This window comes from Aeromonas sp. MR16, assembly GCF_022549315.1.
Classification (GTDB): Bacteria; Pseudomonadota; Gammaproteobacteria; order Enterobacterales; family Aeromonadaceae; genus Aeromonas; species Aeromonas aquatica.
On the sequence record NZ_JAKZFK010000009.1, the window covers coordinates 105658 to 127726 of the forward strand.

A 22069-nucleotide genomic window follows, 5' to 3' on the forward strand; every position below is an offset into this window, starting at 1 on the left:
AAGCAGGGGCGCCGGCAGGGCCCCTGCGGGGTAGATCAGTCGTCCTCGTCGTCTTTGACTTCCCGGATCTTGTCCTTGTATTTCGGCAACTGCTTCTCGAGCCGCTTCATGTCCTTGATGGCATTCAGAAACAGGCCAAGCAGGAACAACAGCGGCAGGCCTATCCATAACCACACACTCATCGGATTCTCCTTTCGGTGTGACTGGCAGTGACATAGCGGGCCAGGATCTCGTCGAGATGAGCCAATACGCACGCCTTGCCTTCAATATCCGCCTGTTGCAGGCAAAGCGCCAGCGCCTCGGGGTCCAGCTGCTGATCGGCCGACTCCAGGGCGAAGCTGATGTGCCAGGGTTCAACGGCGACGCCGCTGCCGCCGAGGGGCTTGGCAAAGGGCAGGAAGAAGCCGAAGTCGTTCATGTGATCCCCGAGCCAGGCGCTCAGATCCCTGAACCAGCCGCCCTCCTCATACTCCCAGGGCTCCAGCGCGAGCCTGGTGCCGGTGGGCAGGCAGTCGGGATCGTAGATGTCCAGATCCGTGCCCCAGTGGTGACGGCTGGTGCCGGGCAGGGCGCTCCAGCGCAGGATGGCGTGCAGCCGCTCGGTCTCCGTCAGTTGCAGCGCATCCAGCGGTTGGTTGTGGGCGTCCAGCAGGGGCCGTTCGCCGCGCCATTTGCCATTCCAGATGGCGAGCTGGCGTTCGAACCCGCGCCAGCTGGAAGCCGCCTGCAGGTTGTGACCCTGATGGGCGGCGGCCACCTGCATGTCGTTGAAGGCCGCCGCGGTGGCGGCGGTCAGGCGGTGGGGGCCGCGCCCCACCAGGATGAGGTGGCTCTCGTCCAGCCCCAGCAGCTGATCCTGGGTCATGCTAACAACCGCTCCAGCACCCCTTGGTACATGTCCGCCAGCAGATCCAGATCGCTCGCTTTTACGCACTCATTCACCTTGTGAATGGTGGCGTTGACCGGACCAAGCTCGATCACCTCGGCACCGGTGGGAGCGATGAAGCGCCCGTCGGAGGTGCCACCCGTGGTGAGCAGGGCCGGCTGTTGGCCGTTGACGCTCTCGATGGCCCCCACGGCCGCCGCCAGCAGCTCGCCGGTGTCGGTCAGGAAGGGCTGACCGGAGAGGGTCCACTTCAGCTCAAAATCCAGCCCGTGACGGGTCAGCAGGGCCTCGACCTGTTCGCGGATCGCCATATCGGTGAGCTCGGTGCTGAAGCGGAAGTTGAACTGCACCTGCAACTCGCCGGGGATGACGTTGGAGGCGCCGGTGCCGGCCTGGATGTTGGCTATCTGGAAGCTGGTGGGGGGGAAGTAGGCGTTGCCCTGATCCCAGACGGTGCTGGCCAGCTCATCCAGGGCGGGGGCCGCACGGTGGATGGGGTTGTCCGCCAGATGGGGATAGGCCACGTGGCCCTGCACCCCGCGCACCACCAGATCCCCGGTGATGGAGCCGCGCCGGCCGTTCTTCACCACGTCCCCCACCAGGGCGGTGGAGGAGGGCTCGCCGACGATGCACCAGCGGATCTTCTCGTTGCGCGCCTCCAGGGTGTCGATGACGCGCACCGTGCCGTTGATAAAGGGACCCTCTTCATCCGAGGTGATGAGGAAGGCGATGGAACCTGAGTGATCCGGGTTGGCAGCCACGAAGCGTTCGGTGGCTACCACCATGGCGGCGAGCGACCCCTTCATGTCGGCGGCGCCGCGGCCGTACAGCATGCCGTTCAGGATAGTCGGCTCGAACGGTGGGGTGTGCCATTTGTCGAGCGGCCCGGCGGGCACCACATCGGTGTGGCCGGCGAAGCAGAACAGGGGGCCTTCGCTGCCACGGCGGGCCCAGAGGTTGGTGGTGTCTTCAAACACCATGGGTTCGATGACGAAGCCCAGACGCTCGAGGCGCTCCGCCATCAGGGTCTGGCACCCTTCATCCAGGGGGGTAACTGAGGGGCGGCGGATCAGATCCTTGGCCAGTGCGATGACATCCGACATCGGCGTTCCTTAACAGAAAAGTTTAACGAGAGAAGAGGGATTGGTAGTGGTCTGCCTTGAACCCCAGGGTGAGCTCGCCATCGCGATCCAGCAGCGGGCGCTTGATCATGGCGGGCTGGGCCAGCAGCAGGGCACGGGCCTTGCTGTTGTCGAGCCCCTGCTTGTCTTCATCCGGCAGGGCGCGAAAGGTGGTGCCGCGGGTGTTGAGCAGGGCTTCCCAGCCAAGCTGGTTCAGCCAGCCGTCCAGCTGGGCTGGCTCCAGGCCATCGGCCCTGTGGTCGTGAAAACGGTAGTCGACACCGGCCTCGTCCAGCCACTTGCGGGCCTTCTTGATGGTGTCGCAGTTCTTGATGCCATAGAGGGTGGTGGCCATGGGAGGTCCTTTAGCTGCGGGCAGGGGCCCTGAATCAACGAAGGCCCGATTCTGGCATCCCGATCCCGCGATGGCAACGGCGACGCCCCGTTGCCGGGCTTTTTCTGCCGCCAGTCCGACTGCCCATGGGCCGCCAGGAAACAGAAAACGCGCCGGGTGGCGCGTTTTTTAGGGTTTGTCTCTGAGGCCAGGGCTTATGGCGAGAGAGGCCACTGGTAATCGAATACCCGGGCACGCTCCCAGGGGGCGTCCGGCAGGCTGGAGGAGAGGCCGGCGTACTTGCCCACGTCGTCCACCACGATGGCGGAGAGGGTGGGCAGCTCGTGTTCGGTGCAATACATGCGGATGCGTTGCAGCAGGGTGCGCAGCTCGTCCTGGCTGCCCTCCAGCCCGGCCTGCCTGGCCAGCTTGGAGTAACGAATGGTGGTGCGCTCCTTTGCAGACTCGATGAGGATGTCCCACAGCTTGTAGTCGCAGTGGATGCTCTCTGCGGTGGCCTGGTTTGTCATAACTCTCTCCGGTGCGAAATGGTCGCCTTGTGTCGACGGGCATCTTGGCCAGTTCACCCCCAACGGACGTTGATCCAGAGCAAAAAAAGTGGAGGTTGCGGGGCTTGGCGCTATGCAACTGGATCTTAATGCGCAGGGGTCAAATTTAACGACTGGTTTTTGTGATTTAGTTGGTGTTTTATTCTTTAAATGTGCATTCAAGCCATCTTTATTGATGGGGATCAAGGGAGAAGACGGGATCGACCACTAGATTCCGCCCCTCGATATCTTAACAGGAGCGCATTTTGGAACTCTTATTCGTCTCGTTCGTGCTGATGGCCGTGATCTACGGCATCGTCAAGGACTACAACCCGCAGGCCGTGCTGGCGCTGGCGGGGATGAGCCTCTTCACCCTGGCCTACTGGCTGGGGCTGCACCCCATACTGCCCGCCGACAAGAGCACCGGCTTCGCCCTGTTCGACCTGTTCGAGGTGTTCAAGGGGATCTTCTCCTACCGGGCGGCCGGGCTCGGCCTCACCATCATGGCGGTGGCGGGCTTTGCTACCTACATGTCTCACATCGGTGCCTCCCAGGCCCTGGTGCGGGTGGCGGTCAAGCCGGTGGCGGGCATCCAGTCCAGCTACCTGATGCTGGCGATCTGCTACCTGGTGGCGGTGTTCGTCTCCCTGTTCGTCACCTCGGCCACCGGCCTCGGCCTGCTGCTGATGGTCACCATGTACCCGGTGATGCGCAACCTCGGCATCAGCCCGGCCTCCGCCTGCGGCGTCATCGCCACCTCCCAGGCGTTCGAGATTGGCCCGACCCAGACCAACGCCATCTTCTCCGCCGGCCAGTCCGGCCTGGATCCGACCAGCTACTTCGTGGATTACCAGATCTGGCTGGTGGCCCCCATGCTGCTGGTGACCATGGTGCTGCACTTCTTCTGGCAGCGGCACTGTGACCGCCAGGATGGCTGGGATCCGGCCCTGCACCGCGGCGATCACGCCGAGCTCGACGAGCAGGGGACGGCCGAGGTGAAGGCGCCGACCTGGTATGCCTTGCTGCCCATCATCCCCTTCGTGCTGATGATGACCTTCTCCAAGCTCCTGGTGGACGACATCAAGATGAGCGTGGAGGTGGCCATGTTGCTGTCGGTGTTCATCGGCATGCTGTGCGAGCTCTTGCGTAGCCGCTCGGTGCGTACCGCCTTCGCGGGTCTGTCGAGTTTCCTCGACGGCATGGGCAAGGTATTCGGCCCCGTCGTGGCGCTCATCGTCTGCGCCGAACTGTTCGCCGAGTCCCTCAAGGCCATCGGCGCCATCGACACCCTGCTCCATTCCGCCAGCAACGCCGGCATCGGCAGCGGCCTGATGACCCTGGTGATGGTGGGCCTCATCATGGTGGCGGCGGTCATCATGGGCTCCGGCAACGCCGCCTTCCTCAGCTTCTCCACCCTGGCCCCCGCGGTGGCGGCCAAGTTCGGGGTCCCCGCGGTGACCATGCTGCTGCCGATGCAGCTCGCCTCCAGCATAGGGCGCAGCATCTCCCCCATCGCCGCCGTGCTCATCGCCTGTGCCGGCATCGCCAAGGTCTCCCCCTTCGTGGTGGTGAAACGCACCAGTGTGCCCATGGCCGGCGCCCTGGTGACGGCGCTGGCGCTTAACTACCTGCTGTTTATGTAATCCGTGGGCGGACGATCCGTCCGCTCTTTTCACGCGACCGATGGCTGGGAGGCCCGCCTTCCCAGCCCATGGAGACGATGATGACAGACTCACGCAACGGTTTTTCCCTGGACGCCTATCTGGCGGATCTCGCGCCGCTGATCAATCTCGATTGCGGCACCCGCACCCCGGCCGGGGTGGCTAGGGTCGCCGACATCATGACCGAAAAATATGAGGCCATCGGCTGGCAGGTGGTGCGCCACCAGTTTGCCGATGAGTGCGGCCCCTGCCTCGAAATCACCAATGCCCCCGGCGCCAGCCACTATGACGTCATGCTGGTGGGTCACATGGACACCGTCTTCCCGGAGGGGACCGCCGCCAAACGGCCGCTCAGGATCGAGGGCGATCAGGCCTTCGGCCCCGGCGTCTCCGATATGAAGAGCGGCCTGCTCTCCACCTGGTATGCGCTCAAGGCCCTGGATCCGGCGGTGCTTGCCGGGTTGAAGGTGCTGGTCTGCTGCAACTGCGACGAGGAGATTGGGTCCCCTTGGTCCAAGGAGTGGCTGGTAGAGAAAGCCAAGCAAAGCGCCTGCGTGCTGGTGGCCGAGGCGGCTCGCCCGAGCGGGGATCTCATCAGCGCCCGCAAGGGCAACGCCAAGTACCGCATCCGCTTCCACGGCAAGGCCTCCCACGCGGGCTCCGCCCTGGCCGAGGGGATCTCCGCCATCACAGAGCTCGCTAATTGGGTGCTGGCCATCAACGAGCAGGTCAACCTGGAGACCGGCACCACCATGAACGTGGGGGTGGTGCAGGGGGGGACCGGGGTCAACGTGGTGCCGGACTTTGCCGAGGCCATCGTCGACTTGCGCTTCTGGAGCAACGACGAGGCGGCCGCCGTGCACGAGCGGCTCGGCTTCATGGCCAACAACCCCTTCCTCACGGGTTGTCGGGTCGAGGTGGAGCGCCAGAGCTTCAAGCCGGCGATGCGCCCCAATGGCGACACCGAGGCCCTGATGGCGCTGGTGGAGGCTGCGGCGGCTGAGGAGGGGATCCCCTTCAACTGGCTGGAGGCGGGGGGCGGATCTGATGCCAACTTCACCGCCGCGGCCGGGGTGCCGTCGCTGGACGGCTTCGGCCCCATGGGGGGTGGCTTCCACTCGGAGAGCGAGTTCCTGCTGCTGGAGAGCATAGGGCCACGCATTCGTCTGCTTAATCGGGTGCTGACCAAGCTGGCGCGCTGAAAAATCGCATCAAGGCAGTGCAAACGGGAGGCCCAGGCCCCCCGTTTTTTATGGAAATTGGATGGTCTGGAGCTGCCCTAATTGACCAGATGACTCGCGCCTAACTGACCAGATGGCTAGCGCCTAACTGACTAATGCCTAACTGACTAGATGGTTCGCGCCATCTTCCGCCAGATAGGCGAGATGATCCTGCCTCTGTACCCGCCAGCCGTTGAGGGGGATTGGCGCCGCAAACCCTGGCCCGTCGGTCACCATGCTGTGGTACTCCCCCTGCTCGCCGCAGGCATCGAAGCCCTGCCGCGCCGCCAGCGCCTGCAACTCGGCGAGGCTGGCGGCATCCAGCGCCCTCCCCACCCAGTCGGGGGTCAGCACCCGGCTATCGACGCAGGAGAGATGAGCCCGGATGCCGCGGGCCAGCAAGTCCGCCAGCAGTACGTCCCTTGGCTGTTGCCAAAGGGGTGTATGCACGGTGAGGCCGAGTGGCTGACAGCGGGCACGGATCCAGTTATCGGCACCGCCCACGCTGTCGATGTCGCCGGTGACCACCCCCTCTATCGCCCACTCCCGCTGCAAGCTGGCCAGCGCAGTCTCGTAACTCTGCTCGAAGGGCGCTGCTATGGCCACCAGTTGATGGGGCAGGCCGAGGGCCTCGGCCTGGCGCCGTACCAGCGGCAGCGGATGGGCGAGGAAGCTGGGGTTGGGCGGGGCGAAGGTGACCAGGGCCACCACTTGGTGGCCCTGGTCACGGGCATGGCAGAGCGCCAGCATGGCATCCTTGCCGCCGCTCCAGAGCGCGATGACGCGAGACATGGTGTGATTCCAAAGGGGAAAGAGGAGGCATGCTACCCGCCCAAGGGGGCCTTGGCAAAATCCGTAGGGCGGGCGCAGAGGGCAGAAAAACAACAGGCCTCGCAAATGGAGGCCTGTTGAGTGGCATCAGGAATGCCGATGGGTTTGAAAGAGCGTCACAGCAGTATGCTGGTCAGCACATAACCCAGGCTGCAGGAGGTGGCGACCCCGATCAGGCCCGGAATGATGAAGCTGTGGTTGATGATGTACTTGCCGATGCGGGTGGTGCCGGTGCGGTCGAAACCGATACAGGCCAGATCGCTCGGGTAGGTCGGCAGCACGAAGTAGCCGTAGCTCGCCGGCAGGAAGGCGATCAGCAGCTTGGGCTCGACCCCCAGCGCCAGCCCCATGGGAGCGATGGCGGTGAGCGCGGCGGCCTGGCTGTTCACCAGCTTGGAGATGAGGAAGAGCACCAGGGCATAGGTCCAGGGCTGGGCCTGCACCACGTGGGCCAGGGTTTCTTTGAGCAGCGGCATGTGGGCCTGGAAGAAGGTCTCGCTCATCCAGGCGACCCCGAACACCGAGAAGATGGCGACCATGCCCGCCTTGAACACGGCGCCGTTGGAGATGTCACCCGGCTTGACCTTGCAGCGCATCAGGATCACGGCGCCAGCGATCAGCATCATCATCTGGATCACCAGGTTCATGGAGAGCGGGCCGGTCTTGTCCTTGATGGTGAACACCGGACGCAGACCTTCGTTGGCACCGAGCAAGACCACGGCGGCGATGGCGGCGAAGAAGATCCAGGTCGACCAGTAGGCCTCTTTCGGGAACTTGGTGTTGAGCAGGGTTTCACCGCCGCCGTAGATGAAGGCGCGTTGCTCGGGATCCTTGATCTTGGCCTGGAACTCCTCGTCCTTGTCCAGATCCTTGCCGCGGCGCAGGCTCCACAGGGCCGCGACTATGACGCCGGACAGGGAGGAGGGGATGGCGATCATCAGGATGTCCAGCAGGCTGTAGGCCTGACCTATGCCATGGCCGGCCGCCAGGATGGAGACCATGGAGACCACGGCCACCGACACCGGCGAGGCGCAGATCGCCATCTGGGAGGCAACGGACGCCACCGCCATGGGGCGTTCCGGGCGGATATTCTTCTGCAGCGCTATGTCGGAAATGATGGGGAACATGGTGTAGACCACGTGGCCGGTGCCGCACAGGAAGGTGAGGGTCCAGGTGGTGAGGGGGGCCAGAATGGTGATGTACTGCGGGTGGCGGCGCAGCAGGCGCTCGGCAATCTGCATCATCAGGTTGAGGCCGCCTGCGGTCTGCAGGGTGGCGGCGCAACCGATCACCGCCAGTATGGTGAGCATCACCTGCACCGGTGGCTCACCCGGGGTGAGGCCGAACACGAAGGTCAGCAGGAACAGGCCTATGCCGCTGATGAGACCCAGTCCCATGCCCCCGAAACGGGTACCCAGCAGCAAACAGCCGAGTACCACCATAAATTCCATGAAGATCATTCCATTACCTCGTGTGATTCGGTCCATGAAGGCGCAGCGCCCAGGACGACATTGTTTGTTGTTATTTGCCCCTAAAGGGTTAGTTGTTATTCTGCCTACCCTAAAGGGGTAAAAATTTGAGGTACTTCAACAACCCATGTTTTTTCGATTTAAGTGCATAAAAACTACGGTTCTGATGGCTGGTTCGGGGGAGAAAAGGCGGGCGGAGGCGAGAAAAGAGGGGAACTGTGCGGATGGGCATGCCGGCGGCGGCGTCCGGGAAGCAATAAAAAAGCCGACCCTGAGGTCGGCTTTTTACGATTTTCGCGTGATACTCGCGGCTTAGAACTCGGCGGTGCGAGGGGTACGCGGGAAGGGGATGACGTCGCGCACGTTGCCCATGCCGGTCACATAGACCACCAGGCGCTCGAAGCCGAGACCAAAGCCGGAGTGCGGCACTGTGCCGTAGCGACGCAGGTCGCGATACCACCAGTAGTCTTCCTTGTTCAGACCCATCTCGGCCATGCGTTGATCGAGCACCTCGAGGCGCTCCTCACGCTGGGCACCACCGATGATCTCGCCGATCCCCGGGGCCAGCACGTCCATGGCGGCGACGGTCTTGCCGTCGTCGTTGAGGCGCATGTAGAAGGCCTTGATGTCTTTGGGGTAGTTCTTCACCACCACAGGGGACTTGAAGTGCTCCTCGGCCAGATAGCGCTCGTGCTCGGAGGAGAGATCGATGCCCCAGGAGACCGGGAACTCGAAGGTCTTGCCGCAGTTTTTCAGCACTTCGATGGCGTCGGTGTAGTCGATCTGGGCGAAGTCGGAGGCAACGAAGCGCTCCAGACGGCCGATGGCGTCCTTGTCGACGTGCTGGGCGAAGAACTCCAGATCGTCGCGGCGCTCGGCCAGGACGGCGTTGAAGACGTATTTCAGCATGGCTTCGGCCAGGGCGGCGTTGTCTTCCAGATCCGCGAAGGCAATCTCCGGCTCCACCATCCAGAACTCGGCCAGGTGGCGGCTGGTGTTGGAGTTTTCGGCGCGGAAGGTCGGGCCGAAGGTGTAGACCTTGGACAGGGCGCAGGCATAGGTCTCGACGTTGAGCTGACCGGACACGGTCAGGAAGGTCTCCTTGCCGAAGAAGTCCTTGTCGTAGTCGACCTTGCCTTCGGGCGTGCGCGGCAGGTTTTCCAGATCCAGAGTGGAGACCCGGAACATCTCGCCGGCGCCTTCGGTGTCGGAGGCGGTGATGAGCGGGGCGGCGATCCACAGGTAGCCTTCTTCGTGGAAGAAGCGGTGAATGGCCTGGGCCAGGCAGTTGCGCACCCGGGTCACGGCGCCGACCACGTTGGTACGGGCGCGCAGGTGAGCCTGTTCACGCAGGAACTCGATGCTGTGACGCTTGGCAGACATGGGGTAGGTATCCGGATCTTCGACCCAGCCCACTACCTTGACCTCGGTGGCTTGCAGCTCGAAGGCCTGACCGCTGCCCTGGGATTCGGCAACCACACCGGTCACCTCCACGGAGCAAGCGGTGGTCAGACGCAGCACTTCATTCTCGTAATTGGCCAGGGTATTGGGGACGACGGCCTGTACCGGATGGAAACAGGAGCCATCGGATATGGCCAAAAATGAGATCCCCGCCTTGGAATCACGGCGGGTCCGGATCCACCCTTTGACTGTCTGGGTGGTGCCAACCGCATACTTACCGGTCAGCACATCTACTACGGATGCGTGCGTCATCGAAATATTGTCTCCAGCTTGTTCTTGCAGCGCTATTTGCAACACTAGGGGTCTGGCCGGGGCATGAAGAGCCCTGGCTGGCAGACTAAGCCGTCAATCTTACCCGTGGGGGTTTGATAAAACCAAGCAAAAATATCGGTCGTTTGCGGGGTTGTCGGCCCGGATCGCTCGCGAGGCGAGCCGTAAAAACAGGGGGCGAGCAGGGCGGCGCACAGGCAGGCGCCTTACGGGGCCTGGCGAGAGCCCGCAGGCGGTGACGTTCTCCCGCTCAGCCTTGGTTTTTCTTGTCTCGCTCCGGGGAGATGGGGCGCTTGCCGAGCTGGCGCTCCACGCTGTCGAGCATCTGGTTGTAGGCCAGTGCGACCCGGCCTATCTCGTCCCCCTCGTCCCCCTCGAGCCGATGACCGAAGTCGTGGCGATCGGTGGCCTCCTCCATGGAGCGGGTCAGCTGGTTGAGGGGGCGGACTATCCAGGTGCGGATGACCCAGAGCGTCAGCAACAGGCCCAGCCCGAAGATGACGGTGAGGCTCAAGGCCGAGGTGAGGATATTCTGCTCGACCCGGGTAAAGAGAGTGTCGAGGGAGTAGTCAAAGCGCACCGCCCCCAGCACGCTATTCTCCGGCACCTGATGGCAGCTGGTGCAGTCGGTGCCGCGAAAATCTTTCTGGGCCAGCAGCGGGCGGGTCACCACCAGCTTGCTGTGCATGCCGTCGTTGACCACTTCCACACTGGCCTTGCCCGCCAGCGCCAGGGCATCGAATCTGTCCTTGGGTGCCTCGGTCTCGCGACCCGGTCCGTACTGCTTGTTGACGGCCGCGCCGCGCACTATGCGGGCGTCTTCCACGTGGGCGTGCTCGAGGAACTTGCTGCGCAGGGTATCGCGGGCCGCCATCTTGTCGGTCAGCATCAGCATGTTGAGGCCGTCGAAATAGGCCTCGATCTGTTCGTGGCTCTGCTCCTTGATGAGGGTCAGGATGAGGTCACGCTCGCGTACCGCCTGATAGGCTGCGGAGAACACCAATACCATGGAGAAGATGAACAGCAGGAAGAAATGGATCTTGGCAGTGATGGAGAGGCGCATGGGGCTGGTACATCTGTTGGGTCAAACCCACGCAGTCTACTCTTCTGCCCTGTCGGGTTTTGATGGATCGCTCACATTCTGATGAAAAAGAGCCAAAAGGCCCTGCACTCCCATGCAGGGCCTGTTCATGCTGGCTCAGTAGTCGCCGCTGGCGATGGCCTGGGTGATGGCGGTGGTCAGCACGGTTAATTCCGACGGGGAGATGACGAAGGGGGGCATCAGATAGATGAGCTTGCCGAAGGGCCGGATCCAGGCCCCCAGTTCGACAAACTTGCGCTGGATGCGCGCCACATCGACCCGCTCCTTCATCTCCACCACCCCGATGGCGCCCAGCACCCGCACATCTGCAACCAAAGGGTTCAGGGTCAGCGCCACCAGCTCGGTTCTGAGCTGATGCTCGATGGCGCGCACCCGCTCCTGCCACGGCGAGGCCAGCAGCAGCTCGATGGAGGCGTTGGCCACGGCGCAGGCCAGCGGATTGCCCATGAAGGTCGGCCCGTGCATGAAGACGCCCGCCTTGCCGTCACAGATGGTGCGGGCGACCCGCTCCGTGGTGAGGGTGGCGGAGAGCGTCAGGTAGCCGCCGGTGAGTGCCTTGCCCAGACACATGATATCGGGGCTGATGCCCGCCCAGTCGCAGGCGAACAGCTGGCCGGTACGGCCGAAGCCGGTGGCGATCTCGTCGGCGATGAGTAGCACCCCGAACTCGTCGCACAGGGCGCGCACCCACTGCAGGTAGCGGGGGTGGTAGAAGCGCATGCCGCCGGCCCCCTGGACGATGGGTTCGAGCACGATGGCGGCGATTTCCTCGTGATGATCCGCCATCAGGCTGGCGAGCTCCACCACGCACTCCTCGTTCCAGTCGGCGTGGAAACGGCAGCTCGGCGCCTCCACAAACAGCTGCTCGGGCAAGAATCCCTGGTAGAGCTCGTGCATGCCGCCATCGGGGTCGGTGACGCTCATGGCGCCGAAGGTATCGCCGTGATAGCCGCCGCGCAGGGAGAGGAACCGGGATCTGGGGGTGCCTTTGGCATGCCAGTACTGCTGGGCCATCTTGAGCGCCACCTCCACCGCCACCGAGCCGGAATCGGCCAGAAACACCCGATCCAGGCCGGCCGGGGTGATCTCCACCAGCTTGCGGCACAGCTCGATGGCGGGGGCATGGGTCAGGCCGCCAAACATCACGTGGGACATCTTGCCGAGCTGAGCGCTCGCCGCCGCATCCAGCTCCGGCACCTGATAGCCGTGAATACAGGCCCACCAGGAGCTCATGCCATCCACCAGCTCGCGGCCGTCGCTCAGGGTGAGGGTCACGCCTTTGGCGCTGGCGACCTCGTAGCAGGGCAGGGGCTGGGTGAGGGAGGTATAGGGGTGCCAGACGTGGTGCAGGTCGAATTCTTGGTTGGTCATTTTGTGTTCTGTTGTCAATGTTCTTGATCTGGTCGGTGTTGACAGTCTACGCGCGCTCTCTACACTAGCCAACAATTTCAGCCACTTGGCTTCGCACACTCAGGATTGCGTGCGAGGCATGGCGGCGGGTTCTGTGGTCGCTCATCCGGGATGGGCGGCGCAGGATCCCACTTATAACAATCGGAAGCCATGTATGAATGCTCTCACTCTGGGGGGTCACGCCCTTCGTCACGACTGGACCCTCGCCGAGGTGCAGTCGCTGTTTGCCCTGCCGTTCAACGATCTGCTGTTCCAGGCCCAGACGGTGCACCGCGCCCATTTCGACCCGAACGAGGTGCAAGTGAGCACCCTGCTCTCCATCAAGACGGGCGCCTGCCCGGAGGATTGCAAGTACTGTCCCCAGAGCGCCCGCTATCACACCGGCCTCGAGACCGAGCGGCTGATGGAGGTGGAGAAGGTGCTGGAGCGGGCCCGGGAGGCCAGGGCCAACGGCTCGTCGCGCTTCTGCATGGGGGCCGCCTGGCGCAATCCCAAGGAAAAAGACATGCCCTACATACTGCGGATGGTCGAGGAGGTGCGGGGGCTCGGCATGGAGACCTGCATGACGCTCGGCATGCTGACCGCGGATCAGGCCGCCCGCCTCGGCGCCGCCGGGCTCGACTACTACAACCACAACCTCGACACCTCGCCGGAGTTCTACGGTGACATCATCACCACCCGTACCTATCAGGACAGACTCGATACCCTGGAACACGTGCGCGGCGCCGGCATGAAGGTCTGTTCCGGCGGCATCGTCGGCATGGGGGAGCAGGCCAAGGACCGCGCTGGTCTGCTGATGGCGCTGGCGAACCTGCCGCGCCACCCGGAGAGCGTGCCCATCAACATGCTGGTCAAGGTGAAGGGGACGCCCCTGGAAAACGAAGAGAACCTGGACTCCTTCGAATTTATCCGCACCATCGCCGTGGCCCGCATCATGATGCCGGGCTCCCACGTGCGCCTCTCCGCCGGGCGGGAGAAGATGAACGAGCAGATGCAGGCCCTGTGCTTTATGGCGGGGGCCAACTCCATCTTCTACGGCTGCAAATTGCTGACCACTCCTAACCCGGACGAGAATAGCGATATGCAGCTGTTCAAGCGGCTCGGTATTCGCCCCGCCCAGCGCGCCCAGAAGCCGGATGAGGTGCAGAGATTGGAACTGGAAGCGGAGCTGCTGGCTCAGGTGACACGGGAGCCCGCCGGTGACGAGCTGTTCTATGATGCCACCCGTCAACGCGCGGCAGTGCAATCTGCTGTGAAATCCGCATGAATATCGTCACTTCCTCTGATAAATCGGGGCCTTTCGCCCTGAGTGACGCCCTGGCCGAGCGTGAGCGTAATGACCTGCTGCGCCGACGCACCCCGACCGAGGGCGCCACCGGGCTCCGGCTGCGGGTCGGGGGGCGCGAGTACCTCAACTTCTCCGCCAACGACTACCTGGGGCTGGGGGGCCATGAGGCCATCAAGGCTGCGTTCAAGGCCGGGGTCGATCGATATGGCGCGGGATCCGGTGCCTCCCCCCTGGTGACCGGCTACAGCCGCGCCCACCAGCAGCTCGAAGAAGACCTCGCTCATTGGCTGGGACTGGAGGCGGTGCTGCTGTTCAACTGCGGCTTCTCCGCCAATCAGGCGGTGCTGAAAGCCTTGCTCGGCAAGGATCACCTGCTGTGGCAGGACAGGCTCAACCACGCCTCCTTGCAGGAGATGGGCAGCCAGCTGCCCTGCAAGATGAGGCGCTTTCCCCACAACGACATGGACGCGCTCGAGCGGCAGCTTGAACCGGGCCGTGGCCTCATCGTCTCCGAGGGGGTGTTCAGCATGGACGGGGATCAGGGGCCTTGGGCAGCACTCAGCCGCCTCGCCGCCCAGAGCGGCAACTGGCTGATGATCGACGACGCCCACGGTATCGGGGTGCTCGGGCCAGAGGGGCGCGGCACCCTGGCGGCGCAGGGGGTGAGCCCGGCTTGCGTCCACATCCAGATGGGTACCTTTGGCAAGGCGCTCGGGGTGGCCGGGGCCTTCGTCGGCGGTAGCCGTGAGCTGGTGGACTATCTGGTCAACTTCGCCCGTCCCTATGTCTACAGCACCCATATGCCCGCCGCCCAGGCCTGCGCGGTCAGCCAGAGCCTGGCGCTGGTACGGGTTGCCGATGAGGCGCGTGATCAGTTGCGGCAGCTGATTAGCCGCTTCCGGCAGGGGGCCAGCCAGCTCGGCTGGCGGCTTGGGGCGAGCGAGACCCCGATCCAGCCGTTGCTGGTGGGGGAGAGCGCGCCTGCGCTGGCTTTGAGCGAGCGGTTGCGTGAGCGCGGCCTCTGGGTCGGTGCCATCCGTCCGCCCACTGTGCCGGCGGGCACGGCGCGGCTGCGCATCACTCTCAGCGCCGCCCACAGCGAGCAGGATGTCGATCGCCTGCTCGATGGCTTGGGCCCTTGCCAAGGAGCAGCCCTCTGCCCGGCCCCTGCCGGGGAGTCTTCCCATGCATGATCCTCAATCTCGGGACGCCTTTCAGCGGGTCGACAAGGTGCAGCTGGCGCGCCGCTTCGGCGCCGCCGCCCACCGGTACGACGCCCATGCCCAGTTTCAGCAGGAGGTGGGGCAGGCCTTGCTGGCCATGATGCCGGCCGGCTCATCTCTGACCGGTGCCTTACCCGAGGCCGGGCTGGATCTTGGCTGTGGCACCGGCTTCTTCCTGCCTGCGCTGGCCGATCGCTGCCAGCGGCTGCACGGGCTGGATCTCGCCCCCGGCATGCTGGCGCAGGCGGCCCAACGGGGCAGCGGCGCCCTGCTGCTGTGCGGTGATGCGGAGCAGTTGCCCTTCGCCGACCAGAGTCTGGACTGGGTCTTCTCCAGCCTGGCCCTGCAGTGGTGCGAGCGCCCGGCCCAGGCGTTCGCCGAGCTCTGTCGGGTGCTCAAGCCTGGCGGTCAACTGCTGTTCTCGACCCTGCTCTCGGACTCCCTCTGGCAGCTGCGTGAGGCCTGGCGCACAGTTGACGAGCGTCCTCATGTCAATCGCTTCCTCAGCCTGCCACAATTGCGCCGCGCCCTCAGCGACGGGGGTTTCCCCGCCCCGGAACTGGCGTGCCAGACCTGGTCCCTCGCCTACCCGGAGCTCAACGGCCTGCTGCGGGATCTCAAGGGGATAGGCGCCAGCCAGATCAACGACGGACGCCAGCCCGGTCTTGGCAATCGTCAGCGCCTGCTGCGTCTGGGGGAGGCCTACGAGCAATATCGTCAGCCGAATGGCCTGCTGGCCGCCAGCTATCAGGTCTGCCTTGGACGACTCGTTCGTCAATAGAAGGCCGGCTTGTTCGTCAGAAGGCCGGCTGGTCCGTCCATCAGCGATTCCGCCCACCCATGAGGGAGCGGACTCGCCACCGAGCATCATTGAAACGCGGGTGAGCCGCTCTGGCCGTCACCCTGTATTGCGTTGAGGAGTCATCATGGTCAAATCCTTCTTCATCACCGGCACCGACACCGACGTGGGCAAGACGCTGGTCGCCCGCACCTTGCTGCGGGAACTCGCCGCCCAGGGCCTCTCATGCGCCGGTTACAAGCCCATCTCGGCGGGCTGTGCCCGCACCGCCGAGGGGCTGCGCAACCAGGATGCCCTGCTGCTGCAGGCCGCCGCCAGCCTGCCGCTGCCCTACGAGCTGGTCAATCCCTTTGCCTTTGAACCCCCGATCGCGCCCCATATCGCCGCCCGCGAGGTGGGGGAGTCCATCCCCCTGAGCGGCTTGTCGGCAGGTCTGCGCAACATAGAGCAGGCGGGGGCCGAGCTGGTGATCGTCGAGGGGGCGGGGGGGTGGTTCCTGCCGCTGGACAGAACCTATCTGCTGTCGGACTGGGTCAGGCAGGAGAATCTGCCGGTGATCGTGGTGGTGGGGGCCAAGCTCGGTTGCCTCAACCATGCGTTGCTCACCTTCGCCGCCATTCGCAACATGGATCTGCCCATCGCGGGCTGGGTGATCAATCGGCTGGATGATCGCATGAGCCACTATCAGGAGAATCTGGATACTCTGAGGGGCTTGCTACCGGCGCCATTTTTGGGTGAAATACCCTTTGTAAACAATCCACTCGAAGCTGACTTGCGCGGGTGTCTCGATATTTCTCCTCTGCTCTGAACCCGACATTCAGCAAACATTCATCGGATCTATCTATTATCTGGAGCTGGTGTGGTATCGGGCTGGCAGCGAATTGGCCCGGACCACGCATCTATATCTCACAAGGAGTCAATATGAAGCGAATTATGCTATTCCTGGTGACCAACCTGGCCGTCATGCTGGTGCTGGGGGTGGTACTCAATATCCTGTTCTCGGTTCTGGGGATCAACAAGTCCAGCATTTCCGGTCTGTTGGTGTTCTGCGCCGTGTTCGGTTTTGGGGGTTCCTTTATCTCCTTGCTGATGTCCAAGTGGATGGCCAAGCGCAGCTATGGTGTCCAAGTCATCGAGCAACCCCGTAACGAGACCGAGCACTGGCTGGTCAGCACAGTCGCCCGTCAGGCTCGCGAGGCAGGCATCAAGATGCCGGAAGTGGGGATCTACGACTCCCCCGAGATGAACGCCTTCGCCACCGGTGCCCGCCGCGACGATTCGCTGGTGGCCGTCTCCTCCGGCCTGCTCTACAGCATGAGCCGCGACGAGGCGGAAGCCGTGCTGGCCCACGAGGTGAGCCACGTGGCCAACGGCGACATGGTGACCCTGACCCTGATCCAGGGGGTGGTGAACACCTTCGTGATGTTCTTCGCCCGTATAGTGGCCGGCGTCATCAGCAACTTCTTCAGCTCAAGCAACAGCGAAGAGAGCAGCAGCTCCGGTGGCTTCGCCTACATGATCACCGTCTTCGTGCTGGAGATGCTGTTCGGGGTACTGGCCTCCATGATCGTCATGTGGTTCAGCCGTCAGCGCGAGTTCCGCGCCGACGCCGGCGCCGCCAAGCTGGCCGGTCGCGACAAGATGATTGCCGCGCTGCAGCGCCTCTCCCGCGGTGCCGAGCCGCAGATGGAAGGGGCCATGATGGCCTTCGGCATCAACGGCAAGCGCTCCATGAGCGAGCTGTTCATGAGCCACCCGCCCATAGAGCAGCGCATCGCCGCCCTGCGCGGTTAAGCGTATCGCCATCAAAAACGGCTGCCCTTGGGCAGCCGTTTTGCTTTCTGGGGCACATAGCCCTCGCATCCCCCCCTTATCGGGGTCCGATCACCAGATCGGTCAGCGGCACGGCGCAGCAGGTGAGGATCTTGCCCTCGGCCCGCTCGGCGGCGGTGATGGCTGGCGCCTCCGGGTGATCCACTTCCCCTTCGATCAGGGTCTGCTTGCAGCTGCCGCAGATGCCGGCGCGGCAGCTCCAGGGCAGCTCCACCCCCTGCTTGTGGGCCTGATCCAGCACTGTGCCCTGATTGTTGCCCGTAAAACTCTGCTCGCCGATGCGCAGCTTCACCGCCTGGTGGGGACGGGTCACCGAGAGGATGGCGCCGCCGAAGCTCTCCTGCCGGATGCGCTCGGCGGCCACCCCCAATTCACGTAACTGCTCGACTGCCTCGCTCATAAAGCCGTGGGGGCCGCACAGGAAGACGTCCCGCGCCAGCAGCTCCGGGATCCTGGCGAGATGGGCCTGGCTCAGGCGTCCGCTTAACCCCTGCCAATGGCCATCGGGCTGACTCAGGATCAGGGTCAGCTGCATGCCGGCTTGGCTAAGGGCGTGCAGTTCGGCGGCGGCCGGGATGTCGGCCTCGCTGCGGCACAGGTGCATAAAGTGCATATCGTCGAGTTCGTGTCTGAGATGCAGGGTGCGGGCGATGGCCAGCATGGGGGTGACGCCTGAGCCCGCCGAGAGCAGCAGCAACTTGCGCTCGGTCCCGAGGTGGAAGTCACCGGCGGGAGGGGCGGCCAACAGGCGGTTACCGACCTTGAGCTGGCTGTGCAGCCAGGGGGAGAGGCGGCCATCGCCGAGGCGCTTGACGCTGATGCCGTAACGCTCCGGTTGCTCCGGGCTGGAGCTCAGGGTGTAGCGCCGTTGCAGCCGCTCCCCCTTGATGTCGAGGCTGATGGGCAGGTGCTGGCCGGGCAGATAGTCGGGCAAGGGCTCGCCGTCGGCGGCCTCGAACCAGAAGGTCTCCAGATCCCGGGCCAGGGGCTCGCGGGCGACGCAGACCAGCGCCCGCTTCTTCGGCGCCGCATTGGGGTAGACGGGGGGGCGGGTGCTTTCCAGCACCTCGATCTCGCTGCCTGCCTCAATCCAGCCCTCGTTCAGCGCCACCAGGTTCTGGCCGAAGTAGACCTCCCCATCCTCGCCACGCCGATAGCGGGTGAGGGTGGCGAGCGGCTCTTTGAGGGCGTTGAATCTGTCGCTGCCGGGTTCCACCGTGGTCATGATGCAGCGGCTGCAGGGCTTGGCGACCCGAAACTCTACCTCGCCGATGCGGATCCGCTTCCAGCCATCCTCCTCGAAGGGGCGGGTGCCGCTCGCCACCAGGTTGGTCCTGAACTGGCTCATCTGGTGCAGGGCATCGGATCTCAGGTTGAGGTCATCCAGCGAGGCCTGGCTGATGAGCAGCAGGGGATAGCCGTCGGCGAAGCTGACCCGGGTGCCAGTTTTTTCCCGAAAGCGGTCAGAGGTTTCGCCGAGCCAGAGCAGGCGAACCGGCTCCCCCGCCACCCGGCTCAGCCAGGCATCGGCCTGAGCGTGGGTGTGCAGAGCACTGAAGCTGTCGCCCCAGACGCCGGTGGCCTGCGGAGCCCGGCTGAATGCCTGCTCCTGCAGGCTGAGGGGATCCAGGCCCGGGTAGCGCAACTGCAAGCCGCCGTCGACGGGGGCGGCCACCACCAGCTGTAGCTGGGGATGGGTGCGGGCGGTGATGAAGCTGCCATCCGGTTTGACCACCATGTAACGGCGATCGCCTTTCAGGCCCTCTTCGGTCACCAGGGCGCGGTCCAGTGGCATGCCTGCGGTCGATTTGATGGGATAGAGATGAATGCTGTCGAGCCTTGGCATGTCCGGGTCCTTGTTGGTCGAGAGAGAGCACAGTGGCGACTCAGGTCCGGCCAGGATCGCGCGACGATACCCGAGCGGAGCAGGGAGTGCAGAGAGGAAAGATGTTAACCGGCTTGAGGGCTGTCACCAAGCCCCGCGATGACCGCTGGCGCCAGGTGAGGGGGATGGTGGCGACCGGCAATAAAAAGCCCGGCTTGCGGGCCGGGCTGGGGGATAAGTTGCTTATCCGGGTATTCGTCGAGGCGTCTAATGTGGATGTTGTTTGAGGATGTCGTATATCTCCTCTTTCAGTTTAAGTTTCTGTTTTTTCAGATCCTTCACCTCGGAGCTGTAATCGCTGGCGTGATGCTTTTCCAGTTTTCTAATCTCCTCATCCAGGTCGTTGTGCAAGTCAAACTTCTTCTGGAAATGGACATCACTGCTCTTCAGTTTAGAGATGAGATCTCTGTACTCTGGGAACATGTAATGGAGCCTCCTTTGTTTCGTTTGATTGTGCCTTGACCTTCAAACTACCCCTAACCCCGACGAAGAAATGTGATCCGCTTCAAATTCGGCGCCAATGGATCTCAGCCCGCCGCTGCAGTTTTTTAACTAATTGAATCACAAGCAGATAAGGGGTTTATGAGTAAGGGGGAGTGCGTTAAATCGGGATTGGCGTCACGTTTGTGACCAAGGGATGACAGCCACGGACAGCAAAAAGGGGCCAAAGGCCCCTCGTTGCAACGCAGATGGGTTTTACTCTTTTTTCTTTTTCTTCTCGGGCAACGGCTGGCCGTCGCGGGCGATCACCTTGCCCACCTCGAAGCCAATCTGCGCCGCCAGCTCTTCCAGATCCGGCGCCTTGGCCTCGTCGCCGATGGCGTACTGGTAGTTGGCGATGGTGATCTTCTCGGCCACCGGGGTGCCGGGGACGATGGGCTCACGCCAGCCCTGACCCACATGGGCGACCAGGGTGCCGTTCATGATGAGCTCGCCGACGATCTCTTGGGTGGGGGTGCCCTTGCCGTAGGTGAGTGCCTGGGGATGTTTCTTACCGACCAGGGGCTCTGTGCTGGCATGCATCAGCTTGGTGCGGATCAGCCACTTGGGATCCTTGGTCTTGCCGACCGCCTTGCCGGTCTGGTACTCGTTGATCTTGATGGTCTTGATCATCTGAGCCATGAATTCCTTGGTCAGCGCCTTCTGCGCCTCGTTGGTCTCATCGATGGCGATGGGAGCCACGTACCAGGTTTGGGGGGCGGGTGCCTTGGGGGCTTTGGGCGCGGTCTGCGCCATGGCCAGTGGGCTGAGCAGGAGGGCTGCCAACAAGAGTCCGATTTTCTTCATCATGATTCCGCTTATGATTCCACAGGTGTTTCGACAAGGATTTTGTTTTGCCAGCGGCGACTGCGCCAGCGCCAGAACATGGCCAGACCGCGCACCCACTCATCGCAGGCGATCGCCAACCAGATGCCGACCAGTCCATAACCCTGCATGATACCAAGGAAATAGGCGAGAGGAACGGCAATGCCCCACATGGAGGCGAGCGCCATGTAGAGCGGGAAACGGGCATCCCCGGTGGCGCGCAGGGCGTTGATCACCACCAGGTTGAAGGTGCGGCCGGGTTCGAGGATGAGGCTGATGAGGAACAGCTGCGCCACCTGGGTGATGATGTCTGCATCGTCGGTGAACAGGCCGATGAGGGCACGCCCGTTCAGGGCGGCGGCGATGGCGATCAGGGTGGTGACGATGAGGCCGAGTTTCAGGCTCTTCAGCAGCTGGTGATAGGCCTGCTCGAAGCGGCGGGCCCCCGCCAGATGGCCGATGATGATCTCGTTGCCAAGGCCGATGGAGAGGCCGAACAGCAGGATGAACAGGCAGATCTGGAAGAAGTAGGACTGGGTCGCCAGCGCCTTGTCGCCGAGCAGGCCGACGAAGGCGGTCAGCACCATGAACTGCAGCATCCAGGAGAGGTTCTCCCCCGCCGCTGGCAGGCCGATGTGCAGCACCTTGTCCAGCATGGCCTTGCTGGGACGCAGGATCTCCGGCAGGCGCAGCCTGATGCCGGTCTTGCGCGCCACCAGCCACACCAGCAGCACCACGCCGACGATGCGCCCCACTACTGTGCTGATGGCGACCCCGGCCACCCCGAGCTGGGGCAGGCCGAACCAGCCGTAGAGCAGCAGCAGGTTGCCGACGAAGGTGATGAGGTTGACGATCAGGGTCACGTACATGGCCTGACGGGTATGGCCATGGGCGCGCAGGGTGGCGGCCAGACAGAGCGCTGCCGCCTCCGGCAGAAGACAGAGGCCGATGATCTGTAAGTAAAGAGTGGCGTCGCCCATCAGGTTGGCGGGCAGGTTCATCAGCGCCAGCATGGTGCTGGCCCCGGCGATGACCCCCACCGCCGCCACCAGTCCCACCAGCAGGTTGAAGCCGATGGCGGTGTGGATCACCACCCGGGCTTTTTCCTTGTCACCGGCTCCCAGATACTGGGTGATCACCACGCTGGTCCCTATGCTGACGAAGCTGAACAGGGTGATGGCGAGATCGAACACCTGGTTGCCGACCGCGAGCGCCGCCACCCCCTGATAGGAGACGTGTCCCACCATGAAGGTATTGAGGGCCCCGGTCAGGAAGTGCAGGGCGAGATCGATGAACAGTGGCCAGGTCAGGGAAAAGAGGGAGCCCGGGCCTGTGTGGGGTTGAGTCTGCATGGGATGTCCAAATAGGGAGGATGGCGTTCGTCAGCACCATCTGGACGGGCATTTAACACCAAGAGCCTGAG

At 63.6% G+C, this 22069-nt stretch carries 21 protein-coding genes; 7 read left to right on the forward strand and 14 right to left on the reverse strand.

Features of this window, described 5'->3' with window-relative positions:
- Positions 1–35: 35 nt before the first annotated feature.
- From MM194_RS09225 to MM194_RS09245, 5 genes are all read right to left on the reverse strand, one after another.
- Positions 36–182 (reverse strand): hypothetical protein, encoded by a 147-nt coding sequence (locus tag MM194_RS09225; RefSeq protein WP_152598999.1) that lies wholly within the window; start codon positions 180–182, stop codon positions 36–38.
- Positions 179–865 carry a M15 family metallopeptidase gene (locus MM194_RS09230; RefSeq protein WP_241343407.1) on the reverse strand — a complete coding sequence of 229 codons (687 nt, stop codon included), beginning with the start codon at positions 863–865 and terminating at the stop codon, positions 179–181. Before MM194_RS09230 ends, MM194_RS09225 begins: the two co-directional genes overlap by 4 nt.
- The gene (gene dapE, locus MM194_RS09235; RefSeq protein ID WP_241343408.1) at positions 862–1989 is read right to left on the reverse strand and encodes a succinyl-diaminopimelate desuccinylase; all 1128 of its coding nucleotides are present in this window, start codon (positions 1987–1989) and stop codon (positions 862–864) included. Before dapE ends, MM194_RS09230 begins: the two co-directional genes overlap by 4 nt.
- 22 nt (positions 1990–2011) lie before the next feature.
- The gene (locus MM194_RS09240; RefSeq protein WP_033129266.1) at positions 2012–2362 is read right to left on the reverse strand and encodes an ArsC family reductase; all 351 of its coding nucleotides are present in this window, start codon (positions 2360–2362) and stop codon (positions 2012–2014) included.
- A 194-nt stretch (positions 2363–2556) separates the two neighbouring features.
- Positions 2557–2871 carry a hypothetical protein gene (locus MM194_RS09245; RefSeq protein WP_052100822.1) on the reverse strand — a complete coding sequence of 105 codons (315 nt, stop codon included), beginning with the start codon at positions 2869–2871 and terminating at the stop codon, positions 2557–2559.
- A gap of 284 nt (positions 2872–3155) precedes the next feature.
- Between MM194_RS09245 and dcuC the strand changes: the two genes are divergently transcribed.
- The gene (dcuC, locus tag MM194_RS09250) at positions 3156–4532 is read left to right on the forward strand and encodes a C4-dicarboxylate transporter DcuC (protein ID WP_241343409.1); all 1377 of its coding nucleotides are present in this window, start codon (positions 3156–3158) and stop codon (positions 4530–4532) included.
- Positions 4533–4612: 80 nt separating this feature from the next.
- Positions 4613–5752 (forward strand): M20 family metallopeptidase, encoded by a 1140-nt coding sequence (locus tag MM194_RS09255; RefSeq protein ID WP_241343410.1) that lies wholly within the window; start codon positions 4613–4615, stop codon positions 5750–5752.
- 138 nt (positions 5753–5890) lie between these two features.
- Here MM194_RS09255 and MM194_RS09260 read toward each other — a convergent pair whose 3' ends face one another.
- From MM194_RS09260 to bioA, 5 genes are all read right to left on the reverse strand, one after another.
- Positions 5891–6562 (reverse strand): adenine nucleotide alpha hydrolase, encoded by a 672-nt coding sequence (locus MM194_RS09260; protein ID WP_241343411.1) that lies wholly within the window; start codon positions 6560–6562, stop codon positions 5891–5893.
- 155 nt (positions 6563–6717) lie between these two features.
- Positions 6718–8061: an anaerobic C4-dicarboxylate transporter gene (locus MM194_RS09265; protein ID WP_033129270.1), complete on the reverse strand. Its 1344-nt coding sequence runs from the start codon at positions 8059–8061 to the stop codon at positions 6718–6720.
- A 321-nt stretch (positions 8062–8382) separates the two neighbouring features.
- Entirely contained in the window at positions 8383–9783 is a 1401-nt protein-coding gene (gene asnS / locus MM194_RS09270; protein ID WP_033129272.1) for an asparagine--tRNA ligase, read from the reverse strand.
- A 268-nt stretch (positions 9784–10051) separates the two neighbouring features.
- The gene (locus MM194_RS09275; protein ID WP_033129273.1) at positions 10052–10864 is read right to left on the reverse strand and encodes a HAMP domain-containing protein; all 813 of its coding nucleotides are present in this window, start codon (positions 10862–10864) and stop codon (positions 10052–10054) included.
- A 135-nt stretch (positions 10865–10999) separates the two neighbouring features.
- Positions 11000–12274, reverse strand: a complete 1275-nt coding sequence (bioA, locus tag MM194_RS09280) for an adenosylmethionine--8-amino-7-oxononanoate transaminase (protein ID WP_033129274.1) — start codon at positions 12272–12274, stop codon at positions 11000–11002.
- A gap of 193 nt (positions 12275–12467) precedes the next feature.
- Here bioA and bioB point away from each other — a divergent pair, with 193 nt between their 5' ends.
- The 5 genes from bioB to htpX all read left to right on the forward strand — a co-directional run bounded on the left by bioB (position 12468) and on the right by htpX (position 17417).
- Positions 12468–13580, forward strand: a complete 1113-nt coding sequence (gene bioB / locus MM194_RS09285) for a biotin synthase BioB (RefSeq protein WP_241343412.1) — start codon at positions 12468–12470, stop codon at positions 13578–13580.
- Positions 13577–14794 carry an 8-amino-7-oxononanoate synthase gene (gene bioF, locus MM194_RS09290; RefSeq protein ID WP_033129276.1) on the forward strand — a complete coding sequence of 406 codons (1218 nt, stop codon included), beginning with the start codon at positions 13577–13579 and terminating at the stop codon, positions 14792–14794. Before bioB ends, bioF begins: the two co-directional genes overlap by 4 nt.
- Positions 14787–15605 (forward strand): malonyl-ACP O-methyltransferase BioC, encoded by an 819-nt coding sequence (gene bioC / locus MM194_RS09295; protein WP_241343413.1) that lies wholly within the window; start codon positions 14787–14789, stop codon positions 15603–15605. Before bioF ends, bioC begins: the two co-directional genes overlap by 8 nt.
- A gap of 145 nt (positions 15606–15750) precedes the next feature.
- Positions 15751–16431, forward strand: a complete 681-nt coding sequence (gene bioD, locus MM194_RS09300) for a dethiobiotin synthase (protein WP_033129278.1) — start codon at positions 15751–15753, stop codon at positions 16429–16431.
- Positions 16432–16544: 113 nt separating this feature from the next.
- A complete protein-coding gene (htpX, locus tag MM194_RS09305) occupies positions 16545–17417 on the forward strand; it encodes a protease HtpX (protein WP_241343414.1) in 873 nt (290 codons plus the stop codon).
- A 76-nt stretch (positions 17418–17493) separates the two neighbouring features.
- Here the strand turns inward: htpX and MM194_RS09310 are convergent, their stop codons facing one another.
- From MM194_RS09310 to MM194_RS09325, 4 genes are all read right to left on the reverse strand, one after another.
- Complete coding sequence (locus MM194_RS09310; protein WP_241343415.1) at positions 17494–19302, reverse strand: MOSC N-terminal beta barrel domain-containing protein; 1809 nt, start codon at positions 19300–19302, stop codon at positions 17494–17496.
- 246 nt (positions 19303–19548) lie between these two features.
- Positions 19549–19764, reverse strand: coding sequence for a DUF465 domain-containing protein (locus tag MM194_RS09315; protein ID WP_033129281.1), 216 nt, complete (start codon positions 19762–19764; stop codon positions 19549–19551).
- 273 nt (positions 19765–20037) lie between these two features.
- Entirely contained in the window at positions 20038–20628 is a 591-nt protein-coding gene (locus MM194_RS09320; RefSeq protein WP_033129282.1) for a hypothetical protein, read from the reverse strand.
- A gap of 11 nt (positions 20629–20639) precedes the next feature.
- Positions 20640–21998, reverse strand: a complete 1359-nt coding sequence (locus MM194_RS09325; RefSeq protein ID WP_241343416.1) for an MATE family efflux transporter — start codon at positions 21996–21998, stop codon at positions 20640–20642.
- Positions 21999–22069 lie beyond the last annotated feature (71 nt).

What these genes read in the sequence shown, in the direction of transcription:
- MM194_RS09225 (WP_152598999.1), bottom strand. Translation starts at nt 182, where the DNA reads ATGAGTGTGTGGTTATGGATAGGCCTGCCGCTGTTGTTCCTGCTTGGC.
- MM194_RS09230 (WP_241343407.1), bottom strand. Translation starts at nt 865, where the DNA reads ATGACCCAGGATCAGCTGCTGGGGCTGGACGAGAGCCACCTCATCCTG.
- dapE (WP_241343408.1), bottom strand. Translation starts at nt 1,989, where the DNA reads ATGTCGGATGTCATCGCACTGGCCAAGGATCTGATCCGCCGCCCCTCA.
- MM194_RS09240 (WP_033129266.1), bottom strand. Translation starts at nt 2,362, where the DNA reads ATGGCCACCACCCTCTATGGCATCAAGAACTGCGACACCATCAAGAAG.
- MM194_RS09245 (WP_052100822.1), bottom strand. Translation starts at nt 2,871, where the DNA reads ATGACAAACCAGGCCACCGCAGAGAGCATCCACTGCGACTACAAGCTG.
- MM194_RS09255 (WP_241343410.1), top strand. Translation starts at nt 4,613, where the DNA reads ATGACAGACTCACGCAACGGTTTTTCCCTGGACGCCTATCTGGCGGAT.
- MM194_RS09260 (WP_241343411.1), bottom strand. Translation starts at nt 6,562, where the DNA reads ATGTCTCGCGTCATCGCGCTCTGGAGCGGCGGCAAGGATGCCATGCTG.
- MM194_RS09265 (WP_033129270.1), bottom strand. Translation starts at nt 8,061, where the DNA reads ATGATCTTCATGGAATTTATGGTGGTACTCGGCTGTTTGCTGCTGGGT.
- asnS (WP_033129272.1), bottom strand. Translation starts at nt 9,783, where the DNA reads ATGACGCACGCATCCGTAGTAGATGTGCTGACCGGTAAGTATGCGGTT.
- MM194_RS09275 (WP_033129273.1), bottom strand. Translation starts at nt 10,864, where the DNA reads ATGCGCCTCTCCATCACTGCCAAGATCCATTTCTTCCTGCTGTTCATC.
- bioA (WP_033129274.1), bottom strand. Translation starts at nt 12,274, where the DNA reads ATGACCAACCAAGAATTCGACCTGCACCACGTCTGGCACCCCTATACC.
- bioB (WP_241343412.1), top strand. Translation starts at nt 12,468, where the DNA reads ATGAATGCTCTCACTCTGGGGGGTCACGCCCTTCGTCACGACTGGACC.
- bioF (WP_033129276.1), top strand. Translation starts at nt 13,577, where the DNA reads ATGAATATCGTCACTTCCTCTGATAAATCGGGGCCTTTCGCCCTGAGT.
- bioC (WP_241343413.1), top strand. Translation starts at nt 14,787, where the DNA reads ATGCATGATCCTCAATCTCGGGACGCCTTTCAGCGGGTCGACAAGGTG.
- bioD (WP_033129278.1), top strand. Translation starts at nt 15,751, where the DNA reads ATGGTCAAATCCTTCTTCATCACCGGCACCGACACCGACGTGGGCAAG.
- htpX (WP_241343414.1), top strand. Translation starts at nt 16,545, where the DNA reads ATGAAGCGAATTATGCTATTCCTGGTGACCAACCTGGCCGTCATGCTG.
- MM194_RS09310 (WP_241343415.1), bottom strand. Translation starts at nt 19,302, where the DNA reads ATGCCAAGGCTCGACAGCATTCATCTCTATCCCATCAAATCGACCGCA.
- MM194_RS09315 (WP_033129281.1), bottom strand. Translation starts at nt 19,764, where the DNA reads ATGTTCCCAGAGTACAGAGATCTCATCTCTAAACTGAAGAGCAGTGAT.
- MM194_RS09320 (WP_033129282.1), bottom strand. Translation starts at nt 20,628, where the DNA reads ATGAAGAAAATCGGACTCTTGTTGGCAGCCCTCCTGCTCAGCCCACTG.
- MM194_RS09325 (WP_241343416.1), bottom strand. Translation starts at nt 21,998, where the DNA reads ATGCAGACTCAACCCCACACAGGCCCGGGCTCCCTCTTTTCCCTGACC.